This window comes from Nocardiopsis quinghaiensis, from assembly GCF_008638365.1.
In the GTDB taxonomy this organism is placed as follows: Bacteria; Actinomycetota; Actinomycetes; order Streptosporangiales; family Streptosporangiaceae; genus Nocardiopsis; species Nocardiopsis quinghaiensis.
The window spans coordinates 263,712-280,600 of the sequence record NZ_VWVU01000004.1 but is presented as its reverse complement, the minus strand read 5'-3'; the positions used below and the strand labels follow the sequence as shown (position 1 = coordinate 280,600).

Genomic DNA, 16,889 nt, shown 5'->3' with positions numbered 1-16,889 from the left:
GCCCTTCTCGGACGGTCCTACCGCCGCTGGAGCTGGTTGATCAGCCGCAGCCGCCGGACGTTGGTGATGATCCCGGTCAACGTCACCGCGAACGTGCTGATGGAGTCGGCGAAGTCCTCGATCCGCCACTCCTGGGGACCCGTGTACCAGGCCAGACCGTCGCCGGTCAGCTCGTCGGGGGTCAGGTCGGTGAGCGCGGCCGAGGCCAGGATGTTCGCCCAGCGGTCGACGTCGCCGAAGATCACCGCGTACGGCAGGTAGCGCGAGTACAGCTCCACGCGCTGACCCGGGGGCGCGGTCGCCGAGCGCGGGCCCAGCAGGTAGTCGCGAAAGCCCACGGTGTGCGCGTACACCGAGCTGCCCAGGGCGGTCTTGGCGGGCATGTACTGCGCCCCCGCCGTGACGGCGGCGCCCGCGATGACGACGGCCAGTCCGGTGAAGGCCGCGCTGGTGAACATCGCGAGGGCGCCGGTCAGGACCACGCCCGCGGCCGCCACCGCCATGCCGATCGTGCTCCAGCGGCCGCGCACCTGGTTGGGCGAGCGGGCGAACCACCTCATCCGCACCATGTCCCGGTACAGCTCCTCGCGAACCCGGTCGATGCGTGCGGGGAAGTCGGGTGACGTGCGTGGGGACCCGACCTGGGACAGGCGGATCGTCTGGCGCCCCCCGAACAGCGCGTCCAGCAGCATCCACTCGTAGGACAGGAGGGTGTCCTCGGGCGGGCCGTCCAGGCGGACCAGGCGCCAGTCCACGGACGTGAAGTTCTCGTGCGGCAGTTCCTCCAGGCGGACGTAGCCGCGGACCGCCAGGTCGACCACGGCGCCGGTGAGGTCGGTGATGTCCACGGTCTCGTTGACGAGTGTGCCGATCTGGCCGGCGCGCACGCCGTCCGGCGGGGCGAACCTCAGCTGTCCGTGCTCGCTCTCGGACACCGGTGCCTGTTCACCGGCCGCGGCCTCCTTGCGCAGTGCGCGCTCGTCGCGGCCCCGGACGCGGATCAGCACCGCCAGGCCGCCCACCAGGACCGCCAGCAGGAGACCGAACACGCTGGCGGTGGCCGGGGTGACGGCGAACGCGGACGCCAGCGACCAGCGTCGGGTGAGGATGGGCTCCCCCTCGGCGGTCCCGGAGGGGTAGTTGACGACGATGTCGAGCCGGTCGCTGGGGTCCATGTCGGCCTGGAGGAAGTGCGCCACCCCGGACTCGGGCCCCATGTCCGAGGCCGTGCAGTACATGGCGCTGCGGGGCTCTCCCGCCAGGCAGGAGAGCGCCTCGGGAGGCAGCGGTGCGGTGACGGTGACGTTGGTGGACTGGACGGTGTGGCTGTAGGCACCGACCGCCCGCCACTCCATCTGGACTCCCTGGGCGACCTCGCTGACGGTTCCGCTCACCCGGTAGGTGAGCACCGCTCCCGCGGTCCCGGCCGTGGGGATGTCCGCGAAGAGGGCCCCGTTCTCCTTGCGCACGTCCACGTCGAGGGCGTTTCCGTCCAGGTCGGTGGCACGCACCCCGGTGACCTCGAACTCCCGGTCGTGGTCGGTGTCGTACAGCATCGTCTCGGTGAGGGCCCGGGTGAAGACCACCGGTGCGCCGCCGGAGAAGGAGAGGGTCTCCTCGCCGTGGAGGATGCCCGCACGGTCGAGTTCGAGCCGGATGTCGTTCGTGATCTCCGGGTTCGAAAGGTCACCGGAGGCGGCCACGGGGCTCCCCGGTACTGTGGGGGCCGGTGCCGCCGCCGCGGCGTGGGCCTCCCCCCTCGGCCACGCGACGACGATCCCGGTGACCAGCGAGGACAACACGAAGAGGGCCGTCGCCACCACGACGGCCGGGCGCCAGGAGCCGACCCACCACATGACGCGAGAGCCTATCCGGTCCCCCGGTGTACCTCCCCATCAGGGCACGGCGTCCGCCGTGCCCAGGCGCTGTGACGGACCGCCGTGCTGAGGCGCGGGCCCACGTCGGGCCCGGACTTCTGGTCCGAGCACCCCGGGTTCCTCCAGCAGGTGGGCCTCGGGGTGTCGCTCACGCTGGGCACGGGCCTGGCCGCGGCCGGGTTCACCGGCTTCCTCGCGATCTCCGCGCTGCTGCCGTCGTCGAACGCGTGGTCGCACCCGGCTTCGCTCCCGGCCTCCGAGGCGGACGAGGCGATGGACGAGGCGTCGGCGGAGCGGCCGGTGGCCGGAACCGGCGGGGGCGACCTGCTCGGCGACAACCCGCTGTACCGGATCGGCGAGCTCGGCGAGGTGACCTGCGAGGCACCCGGGCTGGACCAGGAGGACCCCGAGTCGGTGGAGGCCTTCGTCCACGAGATCGCCGACTGCCTGGACCGGGCGTGGGGCTCCTACTTCGAGGCCGCGGGGATGGAGTTCACCGCGCCCAACCGGGTGTACTGGTACGCCGCCGGACACAGTCCGTGCGGGGCGTTCCCCACCGAGGGCACCGCGGCCTTCTACTGCCAGGCCAACCAGGGCCTGTACCTGGGGGTGCGGGACGTCGTGGCGGCCTCGGCGGGCAGCGACAAGCCCGAGGCGTACACGTTCCTGCTCAGCCACGAGTACGGGCACCACGTGCAGGGGCAGTCGCGTATCCTCGCCGAGTTCCACAGCGCGCGCACGGGCGTGGAACATGGGGAGGCCGACGAGCTGACCAGGCGCAACGAGCTCCAGGCCAATTGCCTGGGAGGGGTTTTCCTGGGCTCCTCGGGCGAATCACTGGGATTCGGCGGGTCCGAACGGGAGAATATCCTCGACGACGTCGAGCTCCGCGCCGACCGGGGAGACGAGCACACCCACGGTTCGGTGGAGAACAGCCGTCTGTGGACGGTGCACGGCATGGACCGTGTGAACCCGGCGGCGTGCAACACGTGGAACGCTCCCGAGGACCTGGTGCGGTGACGCACCGGCGGGGGCACGGGCAGGAACCGGTCCGTACGGCCCGGTGGACGGCGACGACAGGGTGGGCGGACAGGGGTGTACGCAGGGTTCGGTGAGTCCCCGACGTCCGCGGCGCGGCGCGCCAACCGGCGGGCGACCGGCCTGACGACCGCTCTCGTGGTGGTGCTGCTGGCGCTGGCCCTGCTGTCATGGACCACGGCCGGTGAGGAGGACACCGGGCCCGGCGCGTCCGCCGACGGCACCGGTTCCGGTGCCGTCCCCGACTCCGACGAGAAACCCGGCCAGGAACCCTCGGGGTGGACCGGCGGCGGGGGGCGGACGGGGCTGTCGGAGCGGTTCGGGCAGCAGGAGCGTCCCTCGGGGCACGTGGCGCTGGTCGACAACCCGCTGTACGGGACCGGGCGGCTGAGCCCGCGCCCGTGCCCGGTGGCCGAGCCGGACGTCGACGAGGCGGAGTCGATGGAGACGTTCCTGAACGCGGTCGCGGACTGCCTGGACGACGCCTGGCGGACCCAGTTCGCACGTGCGGGCATCCCCTTCACGCCGCCGGAGCGGGTGTTCTGGGAGGAGCCCGGGGCGAGCCCGTGCCGGGAGTACCCGTCGCGGGCCGGCGCGTTCTACTGCCGGGCGAGCACGAGCATCTACATCGGCACCTCGGACGTGGTGGAGAAGTGGAACGGCGCCACGCGCAGCGTGGTGTACGCCTCCCTTCTGGCCCACGAGTACGGCCACCACGTGCAGGGGGAGTCCGGGTTGCTGGAGTACTACCACGAGCAGCGCGAGCTGAGCGAGGACCCCCTGGAGCGCAACTCGTGGACGCGCCGCAGCGAGTTGCAGGCGAACTGCCTGGCCGGGGCGTTCCTGGGGTCGGTCCGGGTGAGCTATCCGCTGGACGAGGGCGATCTGGAGACCCTGCTGACGGACGCGGCGGCCACCGCCGACCGCGAGGACAGTCCGGAAGAGGAGCGCACGCACGGCTCGGTGGACAACAGTGTCAGGTGGACCCGGACGGGCTGGGAGGAACAGGATCCGGGGGCGTGCAACACCTGGGACGTGTCGGACGGCTCCCTGGTGCACTGACCGGGCACGCCGGCCGGGGACGGCGTGCCCGGACCTCCGGCGCGCACGTCCCCCGGCGGTGCTCCCGGTGGCCGGGAGGGCCCGTACGCGGGGTCCCCCGCCGCTGTCCACGGGTTCGGTGGAGTGCTGCCGCTCGGACACGCAGCGTGGCAGGATGCTTGGTATGTCGGACCTCGCCGCATCCCTCAATCCGTACGAGCCTGACCCGACCGCCCCCGCTCCCCGCTCCCCCGAGACCTCCGCCGTCCCGCCCGAGCACCGGGGTTCCACCCGCGAGCGCGTGGAGTTGCGCGTGCACGGTGTCAGCGGCGGGCAGGCCGAGGAGCTGCTGGACGTGGAGCCCGCCATGCGGGTGGGCGGGGACCGGCTGGCGGGGTTCTTCCGGTGGCGCCGCGAACCCGACACCGAGACCGTCCCGGGCGTGCGCCGGGAGATGTTCGCCTGGGGCAACCTCACCTCCGGAAGCGCCTCCCGGGCGTTCTGGCTGCTGCTGTTGCCGTTCATGCTGGTCAACGTGGCGTACTGGATGCGGCCGGGCCGGATGGACCGCGCCCCGACGGGGGCGCGGCGGCTGGCCAACAACGCCTACGGCGCGGGCGTGCGGCTGCTGGCACTGTCCCTGACGGTGCTCATCACCCTGGCCGCGGCCGGAGTCGGCATGGACCTGGTGGCCTGGCAGTGCGCCGCCGGGCTGGGCGAGGAGTGCGTGCGGGCACGCCCGTGGCTGGCGTTCCTGGGCTCACCCTCCTCGCCGCTGTCCGCGCCGGGCCCGGCCCTGGTGGTGGGAGCGCTGCTGCCGGTGGCCGTGGTCCTGGTGCTGTGGCGGCTCTCCCGGCGCACCGCCGCCGAGTACGAGGTCGTGTCCAGCTCGGTACCGCCCCGGCCCGGCGCGGCCGCCCCGCTGAGCCACGCCCAGTTCTGGCGCAACAGCGAGACCATGGCCCGGCTGCGGTCGGCGCACATCTCGGTGGCCCTCGGCACGGTCGCCGCGCTGCTGCTCGTCCCGGCGTTCCGGCACGACCTGGCTCCGGCGGTGGACGGCCTCCCCGAGGGGCCCGGCCCCTGGGTCGCCGGCGCCGTGCTGACCGCGCTGCTCGCGGTGGTGGCGGCGGCGAGCACGCTGAGCGTCCTGGTGCCCGGGGTGGACCCCCGCTGGAACGCGCGGGCCGACCGGCTCTGCCGCCTGCTGCGCGACGCCACCCTGGTCCTGGGGCTGGCGGTGGTCGCGTACGCGCTGTGGCCCCGCCCGGGGTGGACGGCCACCGGACGGCTGCCCGGTGACGGGGCGATGCTCAACACCCTGTTCGCGGTCCAGGTGACCCTGGTGCTGGTGACGCTGGTGGCGGCACTGGTGCTGTTCGCCTCCGACCGGGCCCACGACGACACGGCGATGCTCGGTCTGGCGGGGCCGGCCACGGCCACGCTGGGCGCCCTGCTGGGCGGTGGCTTCTCGGCCGCGCTCGTCTACCAGGGCTCGCTGCTGCTGAGCGGCTGCGGCTCCATGGCCACGCCGGAGGTGGACTGCCTGCCGCTGTCGGTGCCGACCGCCTACTCCTGGCTCCAGCTGGCCTTCGCCCTGGAGGCGGCCATCGTGCTGGCCGTGGTGGCGGTGCTCGCCCTGCGGCTGCGCCGCGGCACCCGGGCCCACCTGTCGGGGGTCACCGATGACTACGCGCGCAGTGTGCGCGACCGCCGGACCTGGGACATCGCCCACGCGCGGGCGTCGGGCCGCATGACCGAGGTCCTGCCGTCCGTGCTGGGGGCGCTTCTGCTCCCGGTGGTGGCGCTGGGCGCGCTCGCGGTGTACTCGGCGCTGTCGGAGGACCTGGCGGCCGGTCCGGCGGCCGCGGCGACGGCCGTGTCCAGTGTGTCCAGCGATGTGCGGGAGGTCGCCCAGGGGGTGGTGTCGGGGCTGACCGGCGTCGGCTCACTGCTGGGCGGCGCGGCCCTGGTGGCGCTGGTGTGGATCGGGCGCAGCGCCTACCGCGACCGGCCCACACGGCAGGCGGTCGGCGCGCTGTGGGACGTGGGCACGTTCTGGCCCAGGGTGGCGCACCCGCTGGCGCCGCCGTCCTACGCGGAGCGGGCGGTGCCGCAGCTGTCCGCCCGGGTGGCCCTGATGTGCCGGGAGGGCACGGACGTGGTGCTGTCGGGACACTCACAGGGGTCGGTGCTGGCGGCGGCCACGGTGTGGCAGCTGCCCACCGACTGCCTGGGCCGCATCGCACTGCTCACGCACGGCTCACCGCTGGACCGCCTGTACGCCCGCTACTTCCCGGCCTACTTCGGACCGGGGCCGTTCGCCGACCTGCGGGAGCGGGTGTCGGCGTGGCACAACCTGTGGCGGGTCACCGACGCGATCGCCGGACCCGTGCGGATGCGCGCCCCCTCCGGCGGACCGGAGGCCCCGCTCACCGTGGAGCAGGCCGAGCCGCTGCCGGACCCGCGCTCGTACGACGCCCCGCCTGGAGAGGCCAGACGGCCGGAGATCCTGGGCCACTCCTGCTACACGGGCGACCCCGCCTACGCCGGTGCGCTCCGGCGGGTGTTGAGGGCCATGGAGGAGGCGGAGGCACCCCGTGGGGGCGCTGCCGGAGGAGGCCGCGGCGAGGGGTGCTATCAGGGACCGTAGGGGCCGCTGTTGCTGTTGCCTCCCACACCCTTGACCGCCGGGCGCACGTCGAGCAGGAAGACGAGGGTGGCGACCAGTCCGAGGATGACGAACATCCCCCTGTGGGAGAACACCGCCAGCAGGGACAGGGCTGTGGCCACACCGGTGAGGACGACCCACAGCTTCTTGGTCTGCTTGTCCATCAGCTCGAACGCCGCGGCCGGTGTGCGAATCGCCTCGATCAGGGCGTACAGACTGGCCACGAAGGTGACCAGGTAGATGGCCTGCCAGATCAGGTAGAACAAAACGCACACTCCCGAGGACGTTCCGAGCGGGGGGTCCGCCCGCTCTCCACCGTAAACGGACCGGCGGCGCCGATCGTGCCCGCGGAGGCCCGAATCACACGCGTGCCACCGGGGCGGGACGGCGGAGAGGGGCCGGGCGCTTCCGTTCGCGGACCGGCCCGGGCGGAAGGCGGCTGGTCGCCACCGGTCAGAGGGGGATGTGCCAGAGACAGGTGACCGTCGCCAGGAGGAATGCGGAGCCGCCCATGATGAAGGCTCCCGTGTGGTACGAGAGTTCGTCGTCGGGGCGCAGGAGGCGGTTGACGCGCCGCATCACACCGGGTTCGGCCTCGGGCACGGCGGCCATCGCCCCGGCGGGCACCGGGGCCGGTCCCGCGGCGCCGAAGCGCAGCAGCGCCATGGCCAGCTCGCGCGAGGAGCTCTTGCGGCGGGCCTGGTCGTCGGCGCACATCTCGATGAGCAGCGCGACGCTCTCGTAGTAGGTGCGCACCAGGCGGACCCGCGGGAAGGCGCGTTTGAGGGAGGAGAACGGCAGCAGCACGAGGTCGTGGCGCTGGCGCAGGTGCGCGCGCTCGTGGGCCAGGACGGCGGCCAGCTCCCGGTTGTCGAGGACCGCGAGGGCTCCCGCGCTGATGACCACCTGCGAGCGGAGCACACCCGGGAGGCAGTACGCGGCGGCCGCCGGGTGGTCGACCACGCGGGCGCCGGGAACGGCGGGGTGGTCGCTGGCGACGAGTTCGAGGAGGTCGTAGTGGCGCCGGCGCACGCGGACCACGTGGACGAAGGAGGCGACCAGACCGCAGAAGAGCACGAGGGTCAGCGCGATCGCCAGGACCACGGCAGCGATGTGGGTGATGCCCTCGAAGCCCTGGGAGAGCTCGGCGAGGAGCAGTTCGCCGGTGAAGGCGTCGGTGGCCAGGGCCATGGCGCCCCCGGCCGCGCCGAGCTGGTAGGAGGAGAGTCCGAAGGCCAGCAGCGCGCCGATGGTGGACACACCCCAGGCCAGGCCCAGAGCCTGCCAGGTGATCACGGCGGTGTAGGGGCCTCGGGAGGGCCACTCCGCCCGGTGAAGGACTTCCATGGCGATGAGGCAGCAGACCGCGACGAGGGTGAGGAGTGCGGCACTGACCATACGGACTAGTTCCTTGGCTGCTCGGTTTCCGCGAGTGCGCGCCGAAGCGCTTCAGCCTGCTCGCCGTCCATGGACTGGACGAAGGCGGCTAGGGCGGCGTCGCGGTCTCCCGTCTGCCCGAGCGCGTCGAACATCAACTCGGAGACGTATGCCTCGCGGCTGGCTGCCGGACGGTAACGCCACGCACGACCCTCACGTGCCCGGGTGACGACCTTCTTCTTGGCGAGCCTGTCGAGCACGGTCATGACGGTCGTGTGCGCCAGGTCGCGTTCGGCGAGAGCCTTGCCGACCTCACGGACCGTCATTGGTTCGTTCCGTGCCCACAGTACATCCATCACCGCGCGTTCGAGTTCGCCAAGCCGATTCATGCCTGTGAGTCTACCGGGGGTCGTACTACCGGTTGTCGTACCCCCAGGTTAAATCCTCATCACCTACGGGACAAGGGAGCACGTGCTTCCGGTCAGAGGGGGTCCGGCCCCCTTCCGGCAGGTGGCGACACCCGTGAAAACGATCACGCGTCCCCGCCCCGGAGGGCTGGACTCCCACCGCCCTCCGGGTCGATACTGCCCCCGAGCACCGGAAGGAAGCACCACCATGGCCTCCCCGAACCATTCCCGGATCTCCGTCGTCCGGGGCGACATCACCGAGCAGAGCGTCGACGCGATCGTCAACGCCGCCAACAGCTCCCTCCTGGGCGGCGGCGGGGTGGACGGCGCCATCCACCGCAAGGGCGGCGACTCCATCCTGGAGGAGTGCCGCCAGCTGCGCGCCGGGCACTACGGGAGCGGGCTGCCCGTCGGGAACGCGGTGGCGACCACGGCCGGGCGGCTGCCCGCCCGGTGGGTGGTCCACACCGTCGGCCCGGTCCACAGCACCGCCGAGGACCGGAGCGCGCTGCTCGTCTCCTGCTACGGCGAGTCCCTGCGGGTCGCCCACGAGCTGGGCGCGGAGTCGATCGCCTTCCCCGCCATCTCCGCGGGCACCTACAGGTGGCCGGTCGCGGACGCCGCGCGCATCGCCGCCTGGGCGGTCCACTCGGCGCGGGTCCGTGTGCCGGAGATCCGCATGGTCCTGTTCGACGACACCGCGTTCCGGGCCTTCCAGACGGCCTTCGCCCCCCGCTGACCCGTCCCCGTGCCCGCCTGCGGGAGCGGGGCGTCGGCCGTGTCCGGTCTCAGTGGCCGGGGTCACCGATGGGCGGCGGATAGCCGCGGGGCGGGCGCCCCTCCCGCCACGGGGTGTGGGCCCGTCCGCCGGGCAGGTCGGCCAGCTCGGGCAGGTGGCGGCGGACGTAGACGCCGTCGGGGTCGAACCGGCGGGCCTGGCGCAGCGGGTTGAAAGAACGGTTGGGCCGGGTGTCGTTACCGGTGCCCGCCACCCACTGCCAGTTGCCGTAGTTGTTCGCCACGTCCCCGTCCGTGAGGTGGGCGTGGAAGTGGTCGGCGCCCTGGCGCCAGTGCACGCGCAGGGTCCGTGTGAGGAACGCGGCGGTGATCATGCGCGCGCGGTTGTGCATGAACCCCTCCCGCAGCAGCTGGCGCATCCCGGCGTCCACGATCGGCACGCCGGTCCGTCCCTCCATCCAGGCGCCGAGGGCGTCGGGGTCGTCGCGCCACCGCCTGTCGCGGGGCCGGTAGTCACGGACGTTCATCCCGGGAAAGGCCGAGGTGGCCTGGTGGTGGAAGTCGCGCCAGGCGAGCTGGCGGACGAACGCGTCGCCGCCGGGCCGGTCCCTCGCGGACAGGGCGACCTCCAGCGGGGACAGGCAGCCCAGGCGCAGATCGGCCGACAGGCGCGAGGTGGCGGCTCCGGGCAGGTCGTCGTGCCGGCCGGGGTAGTCGGCCAGCCCCCGCCTCAGCCAGGAGTCCAGGCGTGCGCGAGCCGCGCGCTCGCCGCCCCGGGGCAGCTCCTCGGCGAGCCCGCCCAAGCCGCCCTCGTCCCCGCGGGGAGGATTGCCGGGCGCCAGGCCCTCGGGCAGGTGCACGCGGTCCGGGACCGGAGCCGGTTCGCGCCAGGCGTGGGCCTCCCACGCCCTCCAGTAGGGCGTGAACACCTTGTAGTGGTCTCCACCGGCGGGGACGGCCTCCCCCGGAGGGACGACGGTGAGCCCGGGAAAGGCGCGCACGTCCAGGCCCGCCTCGCGCAGGCGACGCACGCGGCGGGCGGCGAGGGAGCTGACGCCGTCGGTGACGTGCACGGTTCCGGCTCCGGCGGCCCCGGCCAGGGCGGCGACCTCCTCGGCCGTGTCCCCCCGGCGGAGGACCAGGTCGCCTCCTCGTTCGCGCAGCGCGGCCCGCAGGTCGGCGAGGGCGTCGGCGAGCAGGACGGCGCGGTTGCGCGCGGACCGCTCCGCCACGGCGGGGTCGAGCACGAACACCGGCAGGGTCGGACCGGGGCGTTCGAGCGCGGCGGCCAGGGCCGGATGGTCGTGGACGCGGAGGTCCTGGGTGAACAGGACGAGGGTGGCCGAGGCCAAGAGGTACTCCTTCACCCGTCACATTCGAGCGTGAACTCAGGATCCTTCCTGTGGAAAACCCGGTGCCGGGGTCGGCGGCCGGGTAGGAACGTTTCATGGAGACGAGCTTCTCACCTGCGAACACACAAGCGGCCCGTCCCCGGATCGGCGTGTCCAGCTGCCTGCTCGGCGCCCCGGTGCGTTACAACGGGGGGCACTCGCGCTCACGCTTCCTCACCGACGAGCTCGACCGCCACGTGGACTGGCTCCCGGTCTGCCCGGAGGCGGAGATCGGCCTGGGCGTCCCGCGCCCCACCCTGCGCCTGCAGCGCCGGGAGGGGGAGGACAGGGTCGTCTCCAGTGCCGACGGGGCCGACCACTCGGACGAGCTGGCGCGGACCGCCGACCACCACCTGGCCCAGCTGCGCCGTCTGGACGGGTACGTGTTCAAGAACAAGTCGCCGAGTTGCGGCCTCTTCGCCCTACCGGTGTTCGACGACGACGGCGACCGGGTGGACGGCAAGGGGCGAGGGGCCTTCGCGCGGCGCCTCACCGAGCTCCTGCCCGCGCTGCCCGTGGAGGAACAGGGCCGCCTGACGGACCCCGTGCTGCGCGAGGGGTTCGTGCAACGGGTGTTCGCGTACGCCAGGCTGCGGGAGCTGTGGGAGTCGCCCTGGTACCCGCGCGACCTGGTCGCACTGCACACACGCCACAAGCTTCAGCTGATGTCGCACTCGCCCGAGGGCTACCGGGAGACGGGCCGGATCGTGGCACGCGCGGGCGTCGCTGCTCCTGAGGAGACCGAGGCCGCGTACACGGACGCGTTCCACCGGGCGATGGCGGTGCGTTCGAGCCGGGGCAAGCACGTCAACGCCCTTCAGCACGCCTTCGGGATGCTGAGCCCGCTGCTGGACGACGCCCGCAGGCACGACCTGTTGGCGGCGATCGAGGACTACCGGCAGGAGCAGGTACCGCTGAGCGTCCCGGTGGCCCTGCTGCGCCACCACTGCGCGGCGGAGGACGTCGCGTGGGCACGCGACCAGACCTACCTCCGCCCCTACCCCGACGAACTGCGGCTGCGGCACTCCATCGCCGTCTGACCCCCGGGGAGCGGACCGTGGACACGCGCGCCGCGTGCCGTCGGCGGGTTCTCCCTGTGACGGTCGCCACGCTCCGTTCCCGCGGGGGCCGCGGCCTCGCGGCGTGGGGGTGTTCCCTCCCCCGCCACCGGCGGCTTCCTGGCGCGCGGCCGGCCGGCTACACCGTGGGCCGCCCGGGGTCGACACCCGGCCCCTCGAACGAAGCGGTGGGGAACAGTGTGTACCTTCGTCGCTGTTGACGACAGCGGCTGTGCACACGACCTGAAGGGACCCGCCCGGTGTCTGGAATCGTTCCCGTGGGAGGACGGACGTCGGTCCCGTACCGGGTCGCGACCGTCAGTCTGCACACCTCCCCGCTCGACCAGCCCGGTACCGGCGACGCGGGCGGCATGAACGTGTACGTGGTCGAGGTGGCCCGGCGCATGGCCGAACGCGGCGTGGCCGTGGACGTGTTCACCCGCGCGACCAGCCCCGACCTGCCCCCGCTGGTGGAGCTCGCCCCGGGTGTGAACGTGCGGCACGTGCCCGCGGGCCCCTACGGCCGTCTGGACAAGAACACCCTCGCCGAGCACCTGTGTCCGTTCGTCTTCGGGATGCTGCGGGCCGAGGCCCAGAGCGAGCCCGGACACTACGACCTCGTACACGGCCACTACTGGCTGTCGGGCCAGGCAGGTGTGATGGCCGCCCGTCGCTGGGGCGTGCCCCTGGTGCAGTCCATGCACACCATGGCCCGGGTGAAGAACGCCTCCCTGGCCGAGGGGGACGACCCCGAGCCCGAGAACCGGGTGCTCGGGGAGGACCAGCTCGTCCGCCAGGCCGACCGGCTGATCGCCAACACCGACGACGAGGCCCGCCAGCTCAGGGACCACTACGGTGCCCGCGACCACCAGATCAGCGTCATCCCGCCCGGTGTGGACCTGGAGGTGTTCAGCCCCGGCTCCCGGCAGGAGGCGCTGACGCGGATCGGGCTGCCCGCCGGCACCGAGCTGCTGCTGTTCGTGGGACGCGTGCAGCGGTTGAAGGCCCCCGACGTGCTCATCCGCGCGGCGGCCGAACTCCTGGAGCGCGATCCCTCGCTGCGCCCGCGCCTGGTGGTGGGCGTGGTCGGCGGCCTGTCCGGCGGCGGGATGCGCGAACCCGGACTGCTCACCGACCTGGCCCGCTCGCTGGGCGTGGCGGACGTGGTGCGGATCGAACCGCCGCAGAGCCGTGAGCGGCTGGCCGACTACTACCGCGCGGCCGCGGTGACCGTGGTCCCGTCCTACTCGGAGTCGTTCGGCCTGGTGGCGGTGGAGTCGCAGGCCTGCGGCACCCCGGTGCTGGCCGCGCGCGTGGGCGGACTGGCCACGGCGGTGGCGGACGGGGTGTCCGGGGTCCTGGTGCGGGGGCACGATCCGGCTGACTACGCGGCCGAGCTGCACCGGATGATCTCCGAACCGATGTGGCGTGACAAGCTGGCGATGGCGGCGCCCGGGCACGCCGCCACCCTGGGCTGGTCGCGGACCGTGGACGAACTGCTTGACGTGTACCGGGCGAGTACGGCCCCGCGCGTGCTGCCGCTGGCCGCGTGCAGGTGACCGAGGAGGGATGTACGAGTGGGTAGGGAAGCGGCCCGCGGTGCCGCGGTCGAGGCGATCACCGCCGCCGTGGCGGAGTCCGGACTGGAGGTGGAGCGTCCCCGGGAGGGAGCGTTCCTGGTCACCCTGCCGGGCAGGGCCAAGCTCAAGACCCTCGTGTGGCTGGAGGCGGGTCCGCACAGCCTCACCCTGACGTCGTTCTTCTGCCGCCAGCCGGACGAGAACCACGCCGGCTTCTACCTGTGGCTGATGCGCCGGAACGCGGACATGTACGGGATGGCGTTCGTCGCGGACGAGGTCGGCGACGTGTACATCCGCGGCCGCCTGCCGCTGGAGGGGGTCACCCCCGACGAGGTCGACCGGCTGCTGGGGTGCGTGCTCACCTACTCGGACGAGAACTTCAACGGGGCGCTGGAGCGGGGGTTCGCGTCGGCGATCCGCAAGGAGTGGCGGTGGCGGGCCGAACGCGGCCACGACATGCGCAATCTGAGGTCGTTCGCCCACCTGGTCGGGCCGGGAGAGGACCGGTAGGGGCGACGGGTGGGCTCCCGGGCTCCGTGGCTCGGGGACGGGTGGCTAGGCTGGCCCCATGGGAACTCTGGTACTGCTGCGACACGGTGAGAGTGTCTGGAACGCGAAGGGCCTGTTCACCGGCTGGGTGGACGTCGACCTCTCCGCCACGGGCGAGGAGGAGGCCCGCCGGGGCGGTGAGCTGCTCAGGGAGGCCGGTGTACGGCCGGACGTGGTCTACACCTCCTTCCTCAAGCGCGCCATCCGCACCGCGAACCTGGCGTTGGAGACCGCCGACCTGAACTGGCTGCCGGTCGAGCGCACCTGGCGTCTGAACGAGCGCCACTACGGTGCGCTCCAGGGCAAGGACAAGGCTCAGACGCGCGAGGAGTACGGCGAAGAGCAGTTCATGATCTGGCGCCGCTCCTACGACACCCCGCCGCCGCCCATCGCGGACGGCGACACCTACTCGCAGGCCGGTGACGCCCGCTACGGCGATCTGCCGCCGGAGCTGCTGCCGCGCACCGAGTGCCTCAAGGACGTGCTGGAGCGCACCCTGCCGTACTGGTACGACTCGATCGTCCCGGACCTGGCCGCGGGCAGGACCGTGCTGGTCGCCGCGCACGGCAACTCGCTGCGCGCGCTGGTCAAGCACCTGGACGGCGTCAGCGACACCGACATCGCCGGGCTGAACATCCCGACGGGCATCCCGCTGCGGTACGACCTGGACGAGCGGTTCAAGCCGACCAACCCCGGCGGCACCTACCTCGACCCGGAGGCCGCCGAGGCCGCCATCGAGGCCGTCGCCAACCAGGGCAAGAAGTAGCCCTCTCCGGTCCCGCCCGGTCCCCGTCCGCTCCCGTGCCCGCGCCGCCGCCGGTGGTGCGGGCACGGCCGTGTCCGGGGACCGGGCGTGTCGGGGGGCCGGGAGCGTCCGCCGGCGGAAGGGCATGGCGAGGCGGGTGGGGGGTGGACCCCCCCTTTACTACGTTAGGACCGCGGGAGAGCGCCGCGCCAGAGCGCTTCCCGGCCTGTGGACAACGCGCGCCGTCTCAGTAGACGAGGGCCTGCGCGCCCTCCTGGACGGCCTCCTCCACGAAGGTCGGGGCCCCGGCGACGCGCACCCCGGCGATGAGGTCGTCCGGGGTGAGGTCGCGGCGGGCCGCGCACTGGGTGCACACCGTCACCGAGCCCGCCGCGAGCACCGAGTCGAGGAGGTCCTTGAGGGGCGCCGCGTGCGGCAGGGAGAAGCGCTCGGCACGGCCGGGAACCGCGAACCACGCCGACTCCCCGGTCAGCCACAGCGAGACGCCGACACCGCTGGCCAGGGCCGCGGCGGCCACGGTGAAGGCCTGGTTGCACCGCTCCGGGTCGTCCTCACCGGCGGTGACCTTGATCACCAAGGAACGAGACATGGCCGCCAGCCTACTCAGACCGCGAGGGCGGTCAGTACGGCGCCCGCCACCGAGCAGACCACGAGGACCGCGGTGAGCACCAGCGCCTCGGTCCGGCGGGGAGAGACGCGTACCGGCTGTTCGCCCACGCCGTGCTCGATGCCGAGGGTTCCGCCCTCGGACGCGGCCAGGACCACGCGTCCGCCGCGCACCTGGAGCTGGCCGGTGACGCGCACACGGGCACCTGGGCGGATCACCCACTCGCGGTACTCGAACTCGATGGTCTCGCCCCGGAAGACGCCGGAGATCCGGCCGCGCACACGCGGCAGCAGGTCGTCGGCGGGGGAGGCCACACCCGGCTGAGGACGGCCCACCAGGCGCTTCAGGCACAGTTCGGCGCCTTGGGGGGCGGCACCGGTCGGATCGACGAAGACCCGGTCGGCGTCGCCGGAGCGGCCCTCGGCCACGATCCCGAACAGGTCCTCGGAGGCGTGGTCGGCGATGGAGTCGCAGGCCCGCTCCCGGACCGAGCCCTCCCCCGGGTCGCGGTTGAGCGGCCAGTAGTGGCGCAGCACCTCGTGGCCGTGCCACACGCACTCCGCGCCGGCCAGGTTGGAGGCGATGGGCCCGCCGGGACCGGGGGCGGCCACACCGGTGAGTGTGACGCGCCTGCCCTTCCGTGCCGCCAGCGACCCCGGGCGCAGCTGGGCCAGGCCGCGCTGTCGCAGCCAGCGCAGCAGGGCGAACACCGTGAGGGGGAGCAGGACCACCGCGACCACGAGCAGCGCCGAACCGATCACCAGTAACACAGGCCGCCCCTTTGGAAAGTGCGTGAGGTCATACGACAACGGCGGGCGGAGCACCCCGTGGCCACACCGCGCTGCTGACAATCTTTACCAGTTCCCCGGGAAAGCGGGGCCAATTGGGCATGTCCGTACCGGGGCACGGAGGTGGCGGCCGCCACGTGGGCCCGCCGGTGGTCACCGCCACCCCCTCGCCGCCGTTACGCTCGGGGGTTATGGACGCTGAGGTACACCCCGATCTGGCGAAACTGTCCTTCCTGCTCGGCCGTTGGAAGGGCGTGGGCGTCGCCGGCTACGCCGACGTGGAGGAGTTCCAGTTCGGCCAGGAGATCGAGTTCTCGCAGAGGGCGGGTCTGCCCTACATGGCCTTCACGAGCAGGGCCTGGCGGATGACCCCGGAGGGCGATCCAGGTGATCTGGTCGCCGAGGAGTCGGGGTACTGGCGCGTGCGCCCGGAGTCCGACGCCGGGGAACGCGGGCCGGGCGAGCCCGTCGTGCACCTGGAGGCGCTGATCGCGCACCCCGAGGGCTTCACCGAGGTGTACCTGGGCAACGTGTTCGCGAACCGGGTGGAGATGTCCACCGACGCGGTGGTGCACACCGAGACCGGAATCGACGCGACCGCCTCGCACCGGCTGTACGGCCTGTTCGGCGACAACCGGGAGACGCTGGGATACGCCTGGGACCTGGCCGCGCGCGGCCACAGCCTGCGCTCGTACATGTCCGCGCAGCTCAAGCGGGTCGGCCAGGAGTAGCCGGGGAAGCGGGGAAGCAGGGGGGAACAGCCGGGGAGGCGGCCGGGCCCCGTCCCCGGACAGGGGCAGACCCCGGGCTCTCTCCCGCCTTGGGGCGGGGCCGGTCGGACGAGGCCGGCAGCCCGGGGTCCGGGTGTCCGTCTGGGATTCGCTGCGAACGGCGTCGCGCGAACGCGGCGTCGTCCTAGCGGACGGCCACCTCGCCAGTCCTAAGATCACTCATTACTTGGACCACCTCCTTTCCTGCGTGCCACCGACAGTACGTCCCGC

The 16,889-nt window shown here is 72.9% G+C and carries 16 protein-coding genes; 9 read left to right on the top strand and 7 right to left on the bottom strand.

Translation table 11 applies throughout. From position 1 onward, the window contains the following. Nucleotides 1-17: 17 nt before the first annotated feature. On the bottom strand, nt 18-1,856 hold the full coding sequence (locus tag FYX01_RS12000) for a DUF2207 domain-containing protein (RefSeq protein WP_150240596.1): 1,839 nt from the start codon (nt 1,854-1,856) through the stop codon (nt 18-20). 84 nt (nt 1,857-1,940) lie between these two features. Between FYX01_RS12000 and FYX01_RS11995 the strand changes: the two genes are divergently transcribed. The 3 genes from FYX01_RS11995 (at nt 1,941) to FYX01_RS11985 (ending at nt 6,609) form a co-directional block, all read left to right on the top strand. Next, the gene (locus tag FYX01_RS11995) at nt 1,941-2,897 is read left to right on the top strand and encodes a neutral zinc metallopeptidase (RefSeq protein ID WP_190394280.1); all 957 of its coding nucleotides are present in this window, start codon (nt 1,941-1,943) and stop codon (nt 2,895-2,897) included. Nucleotides 2,898-2,972: 75 nt separating this feature from the next. Then, complete coding sequence (locus FYX01_RS11990; protein WP_150240594.1) at nt 2,973-3,977, top strand: neutral zinc metallopeptidase; 1,005 nt, start codon at nt 2,973-2,975, stop codon at nt 3,975-3,977. 163 nt (nt 3,978-4,140) lie between these two features. Beyond that, nucleotides 4,141-6,609, top strand: a complete 2,469-nt coding sequence (locus tag FYX01_RS11985; RefSeq protein WP_150240592.1) for a hypothetical protein — start codon at nt 4,141-4,143, stop codon at nt 6,607-6,609. On the opposite strand, the gene FYX01_RS11980 is transcribed toward FYX01_RS11985, so the two are convergent. The 3 genes from FYX01_RS11980 to FYX01_RS11970 form a co-directional block, all read right to left on the bottom strand. Beyond that, entirely contained in the window at nt 6,597-6,893 is a 297-nt protein-coding gene (locus FYX01_RS11980; protein ID WP_150240590.1) for a DUF2516 family protein, read from the bottom strand. The two genes, FYX01_RS11985 and FYX01_RS11980, sit on opposite strands and share 13 nt — an antisense overlap. 187 nt (nt 6,894-7,080) lie before the next feature. Next, nucleotides 7,081-8,025 carry a M56 family metallopeptidase gene (locus tag FYX01_RS11975; protein ID WP_150240588.1) on the bottom strand — a complete coding sequence of 315 codons (945 nt, stop codon included), beginning with the start codon at nt 8,023-8,025 and terminating at the stop codon, nt 7,081-7,083. Nucleotides 8,026-8,030: 5 nt separating this feature from the next. After that, nucleotides 8,031-8,393, bottom strand: a complete 363-nt coding sequence (locus tag FYX01_RS11970) for a BlaI/MecI/CopY family transcriptional regulator (protein WP_077692211.1) — start codon at nt 8,391-8,393, stop codon at nt 8,031-8,033. A gap of 226 nt (nt 8,394-8,619) precedes the next feature. On the opposite strand from FYX01_RS11970, the gene FYX01_RS11965 reads away from it, so the two are divergent. After that, nucleotides 8,620-9,150: an O-acetyl-ADP-ribose deacetylase gene (locus FYX01_RS11965; protein WP_150240586.1), complete on the top strand. Its 531-nt coding sequence runs from the start codon at nt 8,620-8,622 to the stop codon at nt 9,148-9,150. Between the two features lie 49 nt (nt 9,151-9,199). On the opposite strand, the gene FYX01_RS11960 is transcribed toward FYX01_RS11965, so the two are convergent. After that, on the bottom strand, nt 9,200-10,501 hold the full coding sequence (locus FYX01_RS11960) for a cryptochrome/photolyase family protein (protein ID WP_150240763.1): 1,302 nt from the start codon (nt 10,499-10,501) through the stop codon (nt 9,200-9,202). Between the two features lie 95 nt (nt 10,502-10,596). Between FYX01_RS11960 and FYX01_RS11955 the strand changes: the two genes are divergently transcribed. The 4 genes from FYX01_RS11955 to FYX01_RS11940 all read left to right on the top strand — a co-directional run bounded on the left by FYX01_RS11955 (nt 10,597) and on the right by FYX01_RS11940 (nt 14,493). Next, a complete protein-coding gene (locus tag FYX01_RS11955) occupies nt 10,597-11,580 on the top strand; it encodes a YbgA family protein (protein WP_150240581.1) in 984 nt (327 codons plus the stop codon). A 278-nt stretch (nt 11,581-11,858) separates the two neighbouring features. Further along, entirely contained in the window at nt 11,859-13,157 is a 1,299-nt protein-coding gene (gene mshA / locus FYX01_RS11950; protein ID WP_150240579.1) for a D-inositol-3-phosphate glycosyltransferase, read from the top strand. Nucleotides 13,158-13,175: 18 nt separating this feature from the next. Beyond that, entirely contained in the window at nt 13,176-13,688 is a 513-nt protein-coding gene (locus tag FYX01_RS11945) for a type III secretion system chaperone family protein (protein WP_150240577.1), read from the top strand. Nucleotides 13,689-13,746: 58 nt separating this feature from the next. After that, nucleotides 13,747-14,493 (top strand): phosphoglyceromutase, encoded by a 747-nt coding sequence (locus tag FYX01_RS11940; protein WP_150240575.1) that lies wholly within the window; start codon nt 13,747-13,749, stop codon nt 14,491-14,493. Between the two features lie 226 nt (nt 14,494-14,719). Here FYX01_RS11940 and FYX01_RS11935 read toward each other — a convergent pair whose 3' ends face one another. Beyond that, nucleotides 14,720-15,082, bottom strand: coding sequence for a DsrE family protein (locus FYX01_RS11935; protein ID WP_150240573.1), 363 nt, complete (start codon nt 15,080-15,082; stop codon nt 14,720-14,722). 14 nt (nt 15,083-15,096) lie between these two features. Then, nucleotides 15,097-15,870 (bottom strand): GIDE domain-containing protein, encoded by a 774-nt coding sequence (locus FYX01_RS11930; RefSeq protein ID WP_150240571.1) that lies wholly within the window; start codon nt 15,868-15,870, stop codon nt 15,097-15,099. A 209-nt stretch (nt 15,871-16,079) separates the two neighbouring features. On the opposite strand from FYX01_RS11930, the gene FYX01_RS11925 reads away from it, so the two are divergent. Next, the gene (locus FYX01_RS11925) at nt 16,080-16,619 is read left to right on the top strand and encodes a nitrobindin family protein (protein ID WP_150240569.1); all 540 of its coding nucleotides are present in this window, start codon (nt 16,080-16,082) and stop codon (nt 16,617-16,619) included. Nucleotides 16,620-16,889 lie beyond the last annotated feature (270 nt).

Coding starts and splice junctions, on each gene's coding strand:
- FYX01_RS11975 (WP_150240588.1), bottom strand. CDS start 8,025: ATGGTCAGTGCCGCACTCCTCACCCTCGTCGCGGTCTGCTGCCTCATC.
- FYX01_RS11985 (WP_150240592.1), top strand. CDS start 4,141: ATGTCGGACCTCGCCGCATCCCTCAATCCGTACGAGCCTGACCCGACC.
- FYX01_RS12000 (WP_150240596.1), bottom strand. CDS start 1,856: ATGTGGTGGGTCGGCTCCTGGCGCCCGGCCGTCGTGGTGGCGACGGCC.
- FYX01_RS11925 (WP_150240569.1), top strand. CDS start 16,080: ATGGACGCTGAGGTACACCCCGATCTGGCGAAACTGTCCTTCCTGCTC.
- FYX01_RS11970 (WP_077692211.1), bottom strand. CDS start 8,393: ATGAATCGGCTTGGCGAACTCGAACGCGCGGTGATGGATGTACTGTGG.
- FYX01_RS11935 (WP_150240573.1), bottom strand. CDS start 15,082: ATGTCTCGTTCCTTGGTGATCAAGGTCACCGCCGGTGAGGACGACCCG.
- FYX01_RS11965 (WP_150240586.1), top strand. CDS start 8,620: ATGGCCTCCCCGAACCATTCCCGGATCTCCGTCGTCCGGGGCGACATC.
- FYX01_RS11940 (WP_150240575.1), top strand. CDS start 13,747: ATGGGAACTCTGGTACTGCTGCGACACGGTGAGAGTGTCTGGAACGCG.
- FYX01_RS11955 (WP_150240581.1), top strand. CDS start 10,597: ATGGAGACGAGCTTCTCACCTGCGAACACACAAGCGGCCCGTCCCCGG.